At 36.3% G+C, this 15751-nt stretch carries 11 protein-coding genes and 1 pseudogene; 9 read left to right on the top strand and 3 right to left on the bottom strand.

The genetic code is table 11. From position 1 onward, the window contains the following. Positions 1-80 precede the first annotated feature (80 nt). Genes HPY74_10215 through HPY74_10205 form a run of 3 tightly spaced genes read left to right on the top strand, consistent with a single transcriptional unit; the run spans position 81 to position 1674 of the window. Positions 81-1151 carry an ADP-ribosylglycohydrolase family protein gene (locus HPY74_10215; GenBank protein NSW91023.1) on the top strand — a complete coding sequence of 357 codons (1071 nt, stop codon included), beginning with the start codon at positions 81-83 and terminating at the stop codon, positions 1149-1151. A 33-nt stretch (positions 1152-1184) separates the two neighbouring features. After that, positions 1185-1439, top strand: a complete 255-nt coding sequence (locus HPY74_10210; GenBank protein ID NSW91022.1) for an ADP-ribosylglycohydrolase family protein — start codon at positions 1185-1187, stop codon at positions 1437-1439. Beyond that, positions 1399-1674, top strand: a complete 276-nt coding sequence (locus HPY74_10205) for a hypothetical protein (GenBank protein NSW91021.1) — start codon at positions 1399-1401, stop codon at positions 1672-1674. Before HPY74_10210 ends, HPY74_10205 begins: the two co-directional genes overlap by 41 nt. Positions 1675-1816: 142 nt before the next feature. Here HPY74_10205 and HPY74_10200 read toward each other — a convergent pair whose 3' ends face one another. Together HPY74_10200 and HPY74_10195 are read right to left on the bottom strand one after the other, a co-directional pair. Next, positions 1817-2236, bottom strand: a complete 420-nt coding sequence (locus HPY74_10200) for a helix-turn-helix transcriptional regulator (GenBank protein NSW91020.1) — start codon at positions 2234-2236, stop codon at positions 1817-1819. Beyond that, complete coding sequence (locus HPY74_10195; protein NSW91019.1) at positions 2217-2702, bottom strand: hypothetical protein; 486 nt, start codon at positions 2700-2702, stop codon at positions 2217-2219. Before HPY74_10195 ends, HPY74_10200 begins: the two co-directional genes overlap by 20 nt. 457 nt (positions 2703-3159) lie before the next feature. Here HPY74_10195 and HPY74_10190 point away from each other — a divergent pair, with 457 nt between their 5' ends. The 5 genes from HPY74_10190 (at position 3160) to HPY74_10170 (ending at position 12714) form a co-directional block, all read left to right on the top strand. Next, positions 3160-4098, top strand: coding sequence for a sugar ABC transporter permease (locus tag HPY74_10190; protein ID NSW91018.1), 939 nt, complete (start codon positions 3160-3162; stop codon positions 4096-4098). Positions 4099-4164: 66 nt separating this feature from the next. Continuing rightward, positions 4165-5067, top strand: a complete 903-nt coding sequence (locus tag HPY74_10185) for a carbohydrate ABC transporter permease (GenBank protein NSW91017.1) — start codon at positions 4165-4167, stop codon at positions 5065-5067. A gap of 116 nt (positions 5068-5183) precedes the next feature. Continuing rightward, positions 5184-6809: an extracellular solute-binding protein gene (locus HPY74_10180; GenBank protein NSW91016.1), complete on the top strand. Its 1626-nt coding sequence runs from the start codon at positions 5184-5186 to the stop codon at positions 6807-6809. A 241-nt stretch (positions 6810-7050) separates the two neighbouring features. Further along, complete coding sequence (locus tag HPY74_10175) at positions 7051-9348, top strand: helix-turn-helix transcriptional regulator (GenBank protein ID NSW91015.1); 2298 nt, start codon at positions 7051-7053, stop codon at positions 9346-9348. 390 nt (positions 9349-9738) lie between these two features. Continuing rightward, positions 9739-12714: a hypothetical protein gene (locus HPY74_10170; GenBank protein NSW91014.1), complete on the top strand. Its 2976-nt coding sequence runs from the start codon at positions 9739-9741 to the stop codon at positions 12712-12714. Positions 12715-13082: 368 nt separating this feature from the next. Here HPY74_10170 and HPY74_10165 read toward each other — a convergent pair. After that, a pseudogene (locus HPY74_10165) lies at positions 13083-14531 on the bottom strand (DDE-type integrase/transposase/recombinase). 508 nt (positions 14532-15039) lie between these two features. Between HPY74_10165 and HPY74_10160 the strand changes: the two are divergent. Beyond that, positions 15040-15751: IS21 family transposase (locus HPY74_10160; protein ID NSW91013.1), on the top strand; the 712-nt coding region annotated here is incomplete at its 3' end.

The following is a 15751-nucleotide window of genomic DNA, read 5'->3' as shown; positions in this document are numbered from 1 at the left end:
TGCGACGGTTTGGATAATTAAGCAGTGCAAAAATTAAAGTTAATAGGGACAATGATCCTGTGAGATAGGGAGGAGTACTTATGCCACAAAAACCAGGTTGGTTAAGATATGATGCAGAAATAATGATGGAATGGAAACAGGCCAGGGATGAAGGGAGAGATGTTGAATATCTGAGAGACATTTGCGAGCAAGTCTCAAAAGCTGCAAAAGATAAGCCTTTTGATGAAGTTGCCCAAGCAATTCGAAATAAGCTTATTAATGCTCCTGTTTTGCCAGACTATCCTTTTATAGAGCCTTCGGAGTTGAAAGAAATTTTTACACAAAGAAGAGCAGTGAGACATAAATTCGAAAAGAATATATCAATCCATGAATTAAGAAACAAGTTAACTGGTGCATGGATCGGGCGCATATCAGGCTGTTTACTGGGAAAACCGGTAGAGGGATTCAAGAGAAACCAGTTGGAAGCCCTGCTGAAAGCAACTGATAATTATCCAATGAGCCGCTATATTACCAGAAATCAAATTCCGGAAAATTTTGCTCAAACCATTAATTATGATCCTGTAAAATTTGAAAAACGTTGTTGGGCAGATACCATTAATGGTATAGCACCTGTGGATGACGATACCAACTATACGGTACTTGCTATGAAGCTAATCGAGCATTATGGCAAAGATTTTTGCCCTGATGATGTCCTGGAAGCATGGCTTTCATGGGTTCCTATGTTTTCTACCTATACAGCGGAACGTGTTGCATACCGAAATGCAGCATTGGGTATGTATGCTCCTGAAACCGCTATCTATAACAATCCCTATCGTGAATTTATTGGTGCGCAGATTCGCGGGGACTTTTTTGGATACATAAATCCCGGTGACACTGAAAAAGCAGCTGAAATGGCATGGAGGGATGCATGCATTTCTCATGTAAAGAATGGAATATACGGAGAAATGTTTATTGCTGCAATGATTGCTGCAGCTGCAGTTTGTGAAGATGTGATTACGGTTATCGAAGCAGGCTTGGACCAGGTGCCTGAAAAGTCAAGATTATACCGTGATGTGACCCGGGTCCTTAATTGGTATAAATGGGGTGAAACCGTGGAGGACGTAATCAATTATATACACCGGCAATATAATGAGGATGATTTTTATGAATGATGTCATACCAATCCAAATGCTATGATTGTAACTATGGCATTGCTTTACGGTAATAAGGATTTTGGGAAAACAATTTGCCTTGCTGTGCAGGCCGCATTTGATACTGATTGTGACGGAGCGACTGTAGGTTCAATTCTTGGAATGATGCTTGGACAAAAAGGAATCCTTCCGTGCTGGTACGAATGCTATAATTTAAATCTTTCAACCACTATTGTTGATTACACAAAAGTAACAGTACAGCAGTTGGTTGATAAAACATTACAATTATTACAAAGCACAGAAAAATAGAGTTGCCTGCTATCTACCCAAACAGGTATGGAGAGAAGACCTTAACCCTAAAATCCAGGTTATCCGTGATTTGGCGAGGGAATTCGCAACCTTATTTGTCCCATTGGACGGAATATTCTATCAATATTCGGTATATAAGCCCATGCAATTCTGGGCACAGGATGGAGTCCACCCGACAAAGGAAGGACATGCAGTAATCGCAACTGCCTGGATGAAGGTTACAGGAGTATTATGATAAGACTAGCGGAAGTTTACTAAACAGTTCACTATAAAATCCTTGCAATCTTTGCATATCAAGAGTTGCGAGGCGTATAGAACAATAGCTTTCGTATATACTAAATGCTTTTTTCCATACGAAATTAATAAAACCGCTTAAATCAATGGTTTGAGGGCAGTTCGGTCGAATGCGTCCCCAACCTGCCCAGTTTTACCTGCATTTGGGTTCGATATTGAGACGGAGTTATATTATAATTCGCCTTAAAGGTTTTTATAAAGTGTGACACGTTTGAATATCCGACCATGAGGCTGATTTCATTGATAAGAATATCGGTTTCCTCCAGAAGTTGCTTTGCCTTATGCATGCGGTTGATAACAACATATTCCCTAAAGGCATAGTTCGTAGCTTCTTTGACGATATTGCACAAACGATTTATGGATAACCCAAAATTATCCGCTACCCTCTCCATACTTATGTCATAATCTAAACTGTGCGCGCGTATATACTCCAGTAAGCGTTGCGTCAGCTGATCGGTTTGTTTCTTTTGCCTTTCAATTATTTCACGGCATATATCTTCCACTATAATACCTGAGAATAAAATTGTTTGACATATTGTATTTGCGTATCTGCGCCATTATTTCTTCATGAGATACCAGCATCACAAAATCCAGTCCTGTCTGCTCCGAAGTAATAATATAAATTCCCTTGTCTTTATGGGTCAATTTCCCTTTCAGTGCATCAGCCGCTAATTGATACATTTCATTATCCTGTGTGTATTTGAAACGCATTTCTCCGCTTCCTTTTTCAAAAATATATACGCCTCCTCCCGGCTGAATCTCACCTATGATATCATTGATACGTTTTATAAACGCATCATGACTGATAATGTTTATCAGGTATGTGTCTTTATCTTTGCTGTATCTGCTCACATGATAAATAGGATAGATATAGACAAGATTTGTGTTGCCGTCTTTTGAAGGAACCTGGACAAGCCTGGGATATTTATATTCGGATAGCAAATCCAGCAACTGCTGGGCACTTTGCAAGCACGCGACCTTTTCGAGATAAACCGAATATATCCTAGCAAAAACGGGATCATGAGTAGTGAAAAATATGAAAACAGATATCGGTACAATACATTCATACGTCTTAATAACTCTACGGCAACCCATATCACTCAAAAGCTTAGCTGGGTATCCCACTATGCCATTACAAGACTGCTACCATTGGTTTCTGTCAATAATCACAGACACGTGATCCTACAATTTTGCGTAAGTAGTATAAGTAAATTAAGGGTTTTAAAAGTACTCAGAAAATATTGTTCACGTATAGAATTTTGTTTATTGATATTAGAAAAAGTTTACTCTATAATGAAAACTACAACAAGACAGGTTGAATTTTCTAAAATTATACTTAATAGTTTGCATTATATTAGAACTTAATACAATATACTATGATTGCACACACACGATATAAGAAATATATTATAGGAGTATATTATATATGGATAACTTTTTACAAAATATGAAAGAAAAGCAAATGCGTAATATCAAAGAAAATATAGAACTATACATTTTAATCCTTCCTGTATTATTACATATTTTTATATTTCATTATATTCCTTTGTATGGCATTGTTATTGCATTTCAGGATTACTATCCAGGTAGTCCTTTCATAGCTTTTGATGGTAGTGTGAAATGGGTAGGACTAAAGCATATTATCGAATTTATTAAATCAATATACTTTGTAAGGGTGTTTCGCAATACAATATTGTTAAGCTTTTACGGACTTGTGTTTGGATTTTGGGTACCTATTGTATTTGCGCTGTTGCTTAATGAACTCGCAAATGGGTTCTTTAAAAAATTTGTTCAAACAGCAAGTTATCTGCCTCATTTTATTTCTAATGTTGTAGTCGCAGGTATGGTTATATCTTTTATTAGTACTGATGGAATCGTGAATGATCTGATTGTTCTTCTTGGTGGTAATCCTATAAGATTTAATATTGAACCCAGATATTTTCGGGTAATATATACAATAACAAGTATATGGAAGTCTTTTGGATGGAGTAGTATACTATACTTATCATCTATATCATCTATCGATCCAAACCTATATGAATCAGCCAGAATAGACGGAGCAAACAGGTTCCACCAGGTGCGCGATATTACTATACCTTCTATAATGCCCACTATACTTATATTACTAATATTTTCAATAGGAAGTTTATTGGGATCAAATACAGAGATGATCCTTTTGCTATATAGCCCTGCTGTCTATGAAACCGCTGATGTTATAGGTACATATTTATATCGTGATGGATTACTAGGGGGACGGTTCAGTTTTGGTACAGCAGTAGGTTTGTTTACAACAGTTATTAATTTTGCATTGTTATATACAGCGAATACTATAAGTAGAAAACGAACCGATTATGCATTATGGTAAAATCATATGTAATTAATTTATTATATATTATGTGAGGCTATGAGCATAGATGAAAGGTAGGAAATAATGAAAATGGATAATAAAAACAAAATCAAACAAGGCTCAATGGCAGTAGATGTAATATTTTATATTTTAGCATTCTTTGTATGTATAATAACTCTTTATCCTATGTATTATGTTTTTATAATGTCTATCAGTGATCCTATAGAGGTTTTTGCCAGGAGTGTTAACCTTTATCCTAAAGGTTTGTATTTTGGTTCTTATAAATTAATTTTTAGAGATAATAAAATGTGGAAAGCATTTACTAACTCTTTTATATATGTTGTAAGTGGAACGTTTTTGTGCTGTTTTACATCGGTTATTGCGGCATATCCACTAACAGCTAAAAACCTTATTGGTCGTAAATGGATTGTAAGGTATCTTATATTTACAATGTACTTTGGTGGAGGACTTATTCCAACTTTTTTGCTAATGCAAAAATTAGGTTTATATAATAATAGATTGGCTATTATTATTCCTGGAGCGGTGAGTGTTTGGTATATAATACTTACAAGAACATACTTTATGACACTACCTGCATCTCTTAGGGAATCTGCATTTATTGATGGAGCTAACAATTTCCATGTACTATTTAAGATATACATTCCGCTATCTAAACCAATTCTTGCTGTTATTGCTATATATTCAATTGTAGGTATATGGAATAGCTGGTTTAGTGCAATGATTTATCTACCGAACGAAGAACTACATCCTTTACAGATGTATCTTGTACGAGTTTTAGTACAGCAAACAGTAGATTTAACGAAATTGGCTAAGGATGATTATGAAGAAGCATTTCAAATGATGTTACAAAGTGTTCAATTGCAATATGCAATGATTATATTTACGTCTTTACCAATAATTTTTACGTATCCATATTTCCAAAAATATTTTATTAAAGGTGTAATGTTAGGTTCTTTAAAAGAGTAATATTTGATTTTGCGCCTTAAAGGCGTTACTAATAAATAACAAAAATTAAAATGGGAGGTAATTGTATGAAAAAAAGTATTAGTAAAGTAACAATCCTAATTATTATCATCAATTTGATGGTAATGTCCTTTTTATCGGCTTGCACCATTAATACTGCAAAAAAAGAAAGTAGTGATGCAACCGAGAAAAAAACAGCAAATGAGACTGCAACCAAAGATCTTACAACTAAAAGCAAAGAGCCAATGAAGCTTAAGATTCTTGGACCAAGTGGTGCAAATAAGTTTGTTAAATTTGAGGAAAGAGAAGAATATCCTGTTTGGCATGAGACTGAGAAGTTGTTCAAAGCTGCGAATTTAGAACTTGAGTTCGAAATTGTACCAAGGGAGCAGTATCAGGTTGTTCTTCAAACACTAATGGCATCAGCAAGTGATTTACCTGATATTGCTAATTTAACAGCTCTTAATAATACAACTGCATTAAATTTAGCAAAACAAGGGATTATTCTTGAACTAAATTCTTTAATTGATAAATATAGCAATGGAAACATAAAGAGAATGTATAAAGAAGTATTTCCATTTGCACCAAAACTAATCACAGCACCTGATGGTAAAATGTATTGGTTTAGTAGTTTACATTTAAAAACATATAAAGTAACTGAACCTGCACCAGTTAATTTGACTATGCTTATAAGAAAAGATTGGCTCGAAAAACTAGGACTTTCAGTGCCTACTACTGCAGAAGAATATTTTAATGTTCTTAAAGAAATGCGTGATAGAGATGCAAATGGGAATGGAAAAGCCGATGAAATTTTAGCTTATAATCTAGGGTTATTTAATTATGCAATTCCTCAATGGTTCGGGCTTGGCACTGGTATAACAGCTATTGATTTTGAAACCAATAAAGTAGTTTCACCGTGGTATCAGCCAGGAATAAAAGAATATTTTAAATATATGAGAAGATTTGTGGAAGCTGGTATAATAGATGTTGACCTGATTACAAAAGGTGGTGGTGACGCGGTTGCTCAAAACAGGGTAGCATCAATTTACACATACGGGATAATTCAAACGTTAGAGCCTCTTGTAAAACAAGAAAAGGCAGAATATCTTCCATTAATGCCTTTAAAAGCAGTTGATGGGATAACTCCAGCAACTCAAGTAGAACCACCTAACTTGGTATGGCAAAAATATGCAATTACAAAAGCTTGTAAAAATCCTCAAGCAGCAATTGCATTTTTTGATGTGGTATATAGTGATGAATATGCAACCCTATGTCAATGGGGAATTGAAGGAGTAACATATAAAGAGGAAAATGGTGTAAAACTACTTATTGGTGCTGCAACAAAGTCTTGGGAAGAACAAGCAAATAAACGTGAAACACTTGGCAAGACTGTTTATGGTGATATTGTGTTCCCTAGAGTTCAGCTTGATAATATTGAGAGAGAACTTGTAAACATACCAAAGTATAAAGCAGATTATCAATTAGAAGCTATGAAATATAAACCATACTATTCCAACTTTAATGACAATTTCTTAGCAATGCCAACAGACGAACAATTAGAAGAAAAGACAAAAATAATAAATAATTTAACAACTTATTCAAGTGAACTCGCTACAAAATTAATATTAGGTCAGGCATCTCTTGATAATTGGGACAAATATATGAAAGAATTAAAGGAACTTGGACTTGACAAGTTAATTCAGATTGACCAAGAGCTTTATGATAGATATTGTAGTATTAAATAATTAATTAAGAATATTGATTAAAATAAAAAGCTGGCAAAGAATTAAAAAATCTTTGCCAGCACCTATATAACTATATTTTGAGAAATTGTTTGTTATGATATTATAAATTATGGTATTATAATTATGGAATTATAAAAAGGACTGGTACTAAAAATTGACACCTTGTGCCAGCAAAGTATTAATAAAAGCTTAACTTAAGATTTGCAAACTCTATGGGTATAACAGAAAGGGTGAATCAAATTTGAGCTCGCATTTATTAAAAAGTTATACATACAGAAAAACATTAATATCCTACACTGTTATCCTTATAATTCCAACTATAGTTTTTTGTAGCATTTTTATTAAAGAAACACTTCAAAATAATAAAAGGGAAATGGTTCAGATGTATGAACAAGATACCCAAAGAATTAGAGATACTATTGATAGCAAGCTGGCAGAACTAAATAGTATGGGTGACAGGTTATACCAGTCTAACTGGGTGGGAAAATTGACCTCTGACACAAAAATATTTGAAAAAGAATTTGATACACTGAAAAAGCTTGAAATAATTCAAGACCTTAATAATTATATGGCTTTCTTAAGAATTTTGTCAAGTATAGCAGTAATATTTCCTTATAAGGATTTGGTTGTATCTAATATTGGTTGGCACAATATTAATGACTATTTTAATTTAATTTTAGGTAATGAAGAAAATGAATTTAAAATCTTATACTCAGAAATGATAAATTATACTTACTTCAAAATAATTGAAAGTTCTCAAGAAGATTATCAAGAAAGTAGTCCGAATTATATAGCAGTGTTAAAAAGTATGGAACTGAATGATAAACCTAGAGCAGTTCTTTTATTATTTGTAGATAAAGGATATCTGAGATACTATTTAAGACAGATTGCAGGACCAGGTCTAAAAGAACTAAGCATTTCCAACGGAAATATAAACATATTTGATGAGAGCTTTGGACAATTATTATCAGAAAGTTTAAAAAAACAGGATAGTTATCTAAATTTTACTACTATATCAAATATTTCATCATGGGAATACAAGTGTGTTTATAGTAATAATAATATACCATTTCAAACAAAACAGATTTTCCCTTTATTATTACCATGTATTTTATCTCTTGTTTCAGGATTTTTAGTAGCTGTTTTCCTGGCAAAAGTAACATATAAACCTTTGGAGAAATTGATAAACAAGGTCTTTAAACAGAATGATTTCTTTAAAAACAATGGTAAAAAATCACAAGTTTTGAATGAATATAAACTTATAGAAACTTCCTTTGATAAACTTGTAATTGAAAAAGAAACTATAATGCACCGCGTTAAAAATTATGAAAATGCTGCCAGGTGTAATTTACTTTTACGTTTACTAAATGGTTATTTTGAATATGATAAGCTTTCGGAAAAATTATTAGAGTTGGGATTAAATTACAATAATAGCAGTTCCTATTGTGTTGTTCTTATTAATGAAGGAAAAAACTTTCATGTAAAAAAAGCTAGTAAAGAACAAATGAGTATTCAGAAGTACACAAGTGATATGCCATCATTGGAAAAACGAAAGAGATTGAATTTTATTGTTACTGTGAGTGAAGTGTTAGACAGTGCAAACATGCCATTTCAATTGCTGGAAGATTTAAATGATGATATTGCAGTAATAATTTCCCTTGACCATCCTGAAAAAGACGAAGTATATGTGCATAAGGTGATAGAAAATGTTCGGCTCAAAATAGAATCATCAAATAATATTAAGCCTATCATATCCGTAGGCAGTATTGAAAAAGGCATAATTGGTATAAGCAAGTCTTACCAGATAGCAAGGAAGAATATGGAATGTGCAATTTTTGGGCTTGATCTACTCGGAAACCCAAAGATAGTAATAGAAGGTGGATTTTATTATTATCCAACAGATTGGGAGATACAGCTTATTAACAATCTTAAGGTAGGCAACTTTGATACAGTTGCTAGAATTATTGATGAGATAAAGTTGGAAAATAAGAATAGACAGTTATCGACAGATGCAATGAAAAGGCTGGTTTCATTAATAATGGAAACTATTATACGAGTACTAAATGAATTAAATATTAATGTAAGAATGTATCAAAGAGAATTTAAAGAACTTATGGTGTCGGAAGATATGGAAACCCTATGGTCATACCTTTACGAAGTAAGCAACTGTATATGTGAAAGAAACAGGTATGCTAATGATTCTGAAAACATTGATCTGGAAAAGAATCTTCTACAATATGTTAATGATAACTACTCCAATTCTAGTTTGTCACTGAAGGAACTATCAGAAGTATTTAACATGCCTGTATCATCTATATCAAAAATTTTCAAGGAAGTTTCAGGGATTAATTTTTACGATTATATATGCCGTCTCAGAATGGAAAAGGCAAAGGAACTATTGAAAGATGCTGGATATGATATCTGCAATATTGCAAAAGCAGTGGGCTATGAAAATGTGTATTCGTTTAAGCGTGCTTTTTTAAGGTATGAGGGAATAAAACCTCGGGATTATGTGCTCAAAGTAGTTCAAGATAATTAATAAAGATTATATTCTTTAAGGTAGCATAAAGCCTTAGAAGAATTAATAAAGCTTAGTGATGGGGCTTAGTATGTTCAATCCCTCCATGAGAGCATAGATTCTGCATACGAGTATTGATGTAGCACCATCAATCTACATAAGGCTTACCGAAGGAATGTTAGGGCAGATGACCCTGCGAGCACTGATAGGGTATGCCGGGGGATTTATTAGGGCCGGAGGCCTGCTCAAAGCGTTGTGAGCGATGCTTTGCAGATGATAGGGCAGGGCTTTGTAAGATGCTTTATGAAATTTTTGTTATGTTAGTTATGAATTTAAATAGATCTGAAATTATAGGAGAATTCGAGCTATTTAAAGATAAATCTAATTTATTGAGATAGGAGGAGGTTAAAGATGTCATTATTTAAAAGAAGAGGAAAAATAGTAATAGTGGCTTTATTGATATTGGGTATTGTCAGTAGTTTCTCGCTGCCATGCTATGCTAAGATTAACAAGGGTATTTGGTACCACCAGCAACCGACAAGCGAAAACGACGATGGTCCGTTTTATGGCGGGAGCAGTACCTACGAAGGTTTTTGCGGACCAACTTCAATCGCAATGGGCCTACAATATTTCATTCCGAATATTCATAAAAAGCTTTACGATATTTATGGAGAGGCAGATTATCATAACGACGGAAGAGGCGGGCTAAAGTCAAAAGACCCGTATGTTTATAGCAAATATACGACATATACATTCGAAGATTTTCTTGGTCATAAATATATCGGAAGACACATAACAACTTCTGGGTGCTCCTATTCTGAACTTCGTTCCATAATCACAGGGGTTGACAATGATGTGAGTGATTACACTGCGCAGACGGCCTGGATAACCCTCTCGCAGCTTAGGGATTATCTTGATAATGGATGGCTTGCAGTCATGAATACGGTAGATGGCCACTATATCCTGATAGGAGGCTGGGATGGAAGCACTACAGATCCTGACCAACGTTATTATTATATCTGGGACCCTTGGAAAAATCCGCTGGGTATGAGTTCATACACTTATACGACGTCATTAGCCGGGAATGCGGCTAATTATGGCACAGCGCAGACTTTAACGTGCTACAAAATTACAGCCACAACTCTCACGAACAAATTTAGAGACCAGCGTGGAGATGGGACCTTGCTGGCGTTCAAATTTACACCAAATGATCTGCCGGCAAGTGCTACTACAGTTGCTGCAAAGGCTGTATGGCTACTAGGTTCCACCGCGAGGAACATGGGGGTTGCGAATGTGGTGGATACCTGCGCTGCTCATGGTGTTACAGATATATTTCTTCTGGTCAAAGGCACTGATGGCAACTTTGTGACGACGACTCTGGATGATGTAATAAACGCTGCGTATCCGAAAGGAATCAAGGTACATGCCTGGGTCATTGTTTTAAATGATCATCTCAAAGCATCGACTGGCAGTTATGCTACGGTCGGCGGTGATTGGATAGATGCAAGGGATACGTCTTATAGAAACTATATCATAAATAATATAATTACCCCCTTAGTTCGAGATCACGATATAGATGGTATTCACTTGGATTGCATCCGATATCCAGGAAATGCTAACAACTATTCCGGAGCGCAGGATGCTATTACAACTTACTGTTCATTAATCCGCCAGAAGATGAACCAGTATAAACCTAATATTCCATTGAGTGCAGCGACAATGGCCGAGGGGAGCAGCACTGCTACCTATTATGGACAGAACGTTGCTAACATGTCGCAGTATCTACAGTTTATTACCCCAATGACATATACGCATAATTATAAATACAAACCTTCATGGGTCGGCGCTCAGACCAGCTACTTCGTTGGGCAGGCAGTATCAGGTTGTGAGATTTGGGCTGGGATTCAAACCCTGGATGACGACGGCAATTATATGACACCGCTCGAGATGAAACAGTGCGTAGATTATGCCAGGGCAAACGGTGCGACGGGCGTAGCTTATTTTCGGTATCCGCTGGCCAGCTGGCAGTGGGAACAGTCAGACAAATGGAATATTAGTGCTTCTTCAGCTATTGCCGGTAGAGTAACTGAAGCATCAACCGACCGGTCTCGGTATGTGCCGGGTGATCCTGTAGTTGTGACTCTGAGAGTAAAGAATACAGGTAGCCAGACTCTTCAAAGTCCGGTAGTTGAATGGACTATCAAAGATCCGAATAATGTTGTGAAGGCAGTATACACGAAGATCATTTCACAATTGACTCCGAATGAAATTTCAACCCAGAGCGATACGTATACGCTTCCAGTAGATGCTGCAATTGGGATATGGAAGGTTGAGTATGTTTTTAAGACTAGCGACGGTACAATACTTGACTCATCTTCACTAAACGGACACTCGCCTATCAGTTTTACTGTTGAAGGTACTACTTTACAGGGAGAAATTGTGTCACAAGCTACAAACCAGGCGGATTACTACCCTGCCAACAAGGTAATTGTGACTGTAGGAGTTAAAAATATAGGAACGGCGACACTGACTGATGCTAAAGTACAATTGCAGTATAAAAATCCTGACAATACTATGGTTGCAACTTCAACGATAACAATTCCAAACTTAGGTCCTGGAGCTTCAGCAAGCGTTGAAGATTCTGCATTAACACTAGGCTCAGTCCCGCTTGATGTTGATGGTCAGTGGACAGTGGTAGTTACATTCTTGGATAGCAGCGGTGTTGTATTGGATAGCCGTTCGGATTTAACATTTAATGTTTACAGGACCGTGTCTAAGGCTCAATATATGGATATGGCAAAACGCTGCGCTGATTGGATGGATGCCCATTATAGCGATGGTTATCATACATATCCTAATTACGTGAATGTGGGAGACGGACGGACTGTTAGTCTGGCCCAGATGACAGATATTTTGGCCAGAGCGTTGAGATACTATAAAGATAATGGTATTTGGCCAAACTATGTAAGAATCAGGTCCTGTGAAGGCCCTTTGGCGACAGGTGAGATGGGCTGGTGGCGTTGGAAAGATGAAGGCAGATCTGACGATGGTGGCTACACATATTATAATATTGCATATGTTTGGGATTCACAACACAATGGACCAGAGTACAAATATTATGTTGAAACAACTGATTTCCTTGACGCGTGTTCCCGAATAGCAGGATTCATCGATGAAAATTTATGTATACCAAACTATGTCAGAGTTTTTTGTGATTATTATTCACCCAGCAGATGGTTGAGTGCCCCGGCATGTCAGTCATTATATATGATGGCAAGAGTAGTGAGATATTATAATACTAATGGTGTCATGCCAAACTGTGTTGGATTAATACATATGACTGTTCCTCAAACGAAGGTAACATGGGAACAGAATCCGGATGAGTAATATAAAAATCCTGGTATCTACTTGAACTGATAATAACATTCGTACAAGTAATTATAATTTTAATATGCAAAATAAATATATTGCCCTTAAGAAGATAAAATGAAATTTTTAAAAGCTTTAACCGCTCTAAAAAGCGGAAATATAAAAACAAAACATGGGTAGTGTCAAATAAATTATGAAAACTAATGAAAAATGGAGAACAATTTATTGAAGAAGCAAAAAGAAATACTGGACATTGGAAACAGAATACAGATATACAAGGAAATGGCAGGCAATTCCCTTGAGAAGTAGCTAAAAGTAAGTATTATACCGAAAAAAGGGCATAGGAAGATAATATAGAAATTAATAAAAGAAAAGATAAGTAGAAATTAAGCTGAGGCCTGTAAATTTTCCAAATAGTCATAAGAGAGTCTGAGTAATTTTAACCATTTGGAGGGCATGTCAGGCATGGCTTCAATTTCCGGGATACTAACAGGTACATTGTAATCAAGGGATGAATGTCTGCGCAAGAAGTTGAAGAATGCTGCAAACAGGGCCATAAATTCATTTGCGCGTTCAAAAGAATTAAAACCATTTTTACCTCTGTAGACACCCTTGAAAGTTCTGATTAAGCGTTCAATAATTTGCTTAAGCCAGCGGTATTCTTCAGAAACTTCATCCTTGTTGGTCAGGCCGATAACCTGTTTAACATCAAAGTGAATACCGTGTTGAGCAAAGAAGTGTTGAGCCAGGACATATATGGGGTTTCCGTCGAAGATAAGGGTAAGGTTTTCAGGAAGTTTTCTGAACTTGGATAAGGTAGAATAAATAGCCTTAATAGCAGAAACGCCATCCCTGTATAAGAAGACAGAATAAGAAGTAATAATCTTCTTAATGGCATCCATTATAAAGAAGACAAAATGTTTTTTACCAAGGACTTTAACATAGGTTTCATCGCCACAAACAGAGATGGAGTCGGAGAGCTCATAAGGGTAATTATCAACGAAGGGTTTAACCACCCTGGCGGCAGAAGAAGCATAGTTGGCCACAGTCTGGTGAGTAATTTTGATGTTGTGGATATCCCAGAGGATAGAAGCAGTTTGGCGAGTACTGAGGCCATAGTTAATATGATAGGTAAGTGCAAGGCCAAGGACATACTTGGGGTTTCTGATACGGGAAAGGTCTAAAGCAGAGGGATAATGAGGATCCTCCTTGAGGGAATCCAATTCAATATCGAATACCCTGTAATAGTAATGTAGTTTGTATTTATAAGGATTCTTCTCGAAATCAGCTTTTTCGGCTTTAGACATAGAAGCCAGGTTTTGGATATAGAATGGGCAATGTTTATTAACACAAACATAAACGAAGAATTGCTTACGATCACGTTTTTTTTGGAGGGTCTTGCCGCAATGAGGGCATTTAAGGATGAGCTTTTCGAGGTAAGCGTTATGCGGGCAGAAAGTAGAATTACAAACTTTGCACTTAAGCTGGCCTCTACCACCTGTATTATCGTAGATATATTCGGAGGGTGCATTACAGACAGGACATACAGTACCTTGTGGCGGGATATTTTTTCCTCTATGTTTAACAGGTTTAAGAGGTTTACCGTGTTCTTCAAGGTACTTATTCAATAAATGCCTGTAGTCGTACAACTGACGCTTTTCAACGATAGGCATTTCATCAATCTTTAAAGCACGGTATTTCTGAGAAACAGGGTTATCGGAAGGAGAGTTGTCCATATATCTGTTTACAAGAAAACATTGGACTTTGAAAAGAAATTTATTTAGGAATTTTATTAGCATAAGCAAATATGGTATAACCCGAGTTTAACAGAACATTAGTTTGAATATTGAGAAAATTTTTTTAAAAACCGCAAGAAATTGCGGTTTTTTTGCTTGCAATCCCACGAAAGTTATGGTAAAATTTAGTAGACATATACAATATAAAGGTGGGGTCATTTATGTTTATTGAGTGTTTTAAAAATAATGGTACATACTATCTTAGAGTAATGGAATCATATCGCACCGAATGCATATTTCGGAGCAAACTGGACAGTCATTCCGGTTGAAAGTTGACAATGATTTCGGCAGAAACTGGACAGTTATTCCGGTTTTGACTGGACAGCGATTCCGGCATAGATTGGACATTCATACCGGGAAATACTGGACAGCAGTTCCGGTTGAATGTGGAAATTAATTCCGGAGCAAAATGGACACCTATTCCGGTGGCAAACTGGACAATTTACCTGTCCTGTTCGGAGTAAATGATGTTTTTACACCAACTTCCCGAAATAAATTATAAATTATTTCAGGAAGGAGAGATTTTTCAATGAACAGGAGGATGAATATGCGTAACGTACGCGAAGTATTGCGTCTGGTAAACGAAGGAAAACTGAGCCTTCGTCAGATTGCACGAAGTTGTCAATGCTCACCGACCACCGTTGCCGCCATCACTGAGCGATACAAAAATCAACATCTTGACTGGCCCATGATCTCACAAATGGATGATGCCGAACTTGAGGCAAAACTTTATCCCCAGGAGATCAGAAGCAGTAAAAAGCCTTTGCCGGACTATGAGTACATTCATAAGGAGCTGATGAAAAAAGGGGTCACCCTGCAGTTATTATGGCAGGAGTACAAGGAAAAATACCCCGATGGTGTCCAATATACACAATTTTGTGACCATTACCTAAAATGGCGAAAACTCCGAAACCTATCCATGCACCAGATCCACCGGGCAGGAGAAAAAGTGTTTGTGGATTGGGCTGGTCTTACACATTATATCATCGATGCCGACACCGGAGAACGAAGAGAAGTATACTTCTTTGTAGCTGTGCTTGGTGCCAGTAACATGCTTTATACGGAACCATGTCTTTCTATGGAACTTCACGCATGGATTAATGCACATGTAAATGCTTTTACCTACTTTGGTGGCTCAACTGAAATCATTGTGCCGGATAATACCAAAACCGCTGTTAAGAAGCCCTGCTACTATGAGCCTGAAATCCACCCAACCTACAGGGAAATGGCCTCGCATTATGGCTGTGTCATTATACCTG

This window comes from Bacillota bacterium, from assembly GCA_013314855.1.
Classification (GTDB): Bacteria; Bacillota; Clostridia; order Acetivibrionales; family DUMC01; genus Ch48.
Note: the sequence above shows the minus strand (reverse complement) of the source record. Positions and strands in the feature narration are given on the sequence as shown.

Coding starts and splice junctions, on each gene's coding strand:
- HPY74_10215 (NSW91023.1), top strand. CDS start 81: ATGCCACAAAAACCAGGTTGGTTAAGATATGATGCAGAAATAATGATG.
- HPY74_10210 (NSW91022.1), top strand. CDS start 1,185: ATGGCATTGCTTTACGGTAATAAGGATTTTGGGAAAACAATTTGCCTT.
- HPY74_10190 (NSW91018.1), top strand. CDS start 3,160: ATGGATAACTTTTTACAAAATATGAAAGAAAAGCAAATGCGTAATATC.
- HPY74_10185 (NSW91017.1), top strand. CDS start 4,165: ATGAAAATGGATAATAAAAACAAAATCAAACAAGGCTCAATGGCAGTA.
- HPY74_10180 (NSW91016.1), top strand. CDS start 5,184: ATGGTAATGTCCTTTTTATCGGCTTGCACCATTAATACTGCAAAAAAA.
- HPY74_10170 (NSW91014.1), top strand. CDS start 9,739: ATGTCATTATTTAAAAGAAGAGGAAAAATAGTAATAGTGGCTTTATTG.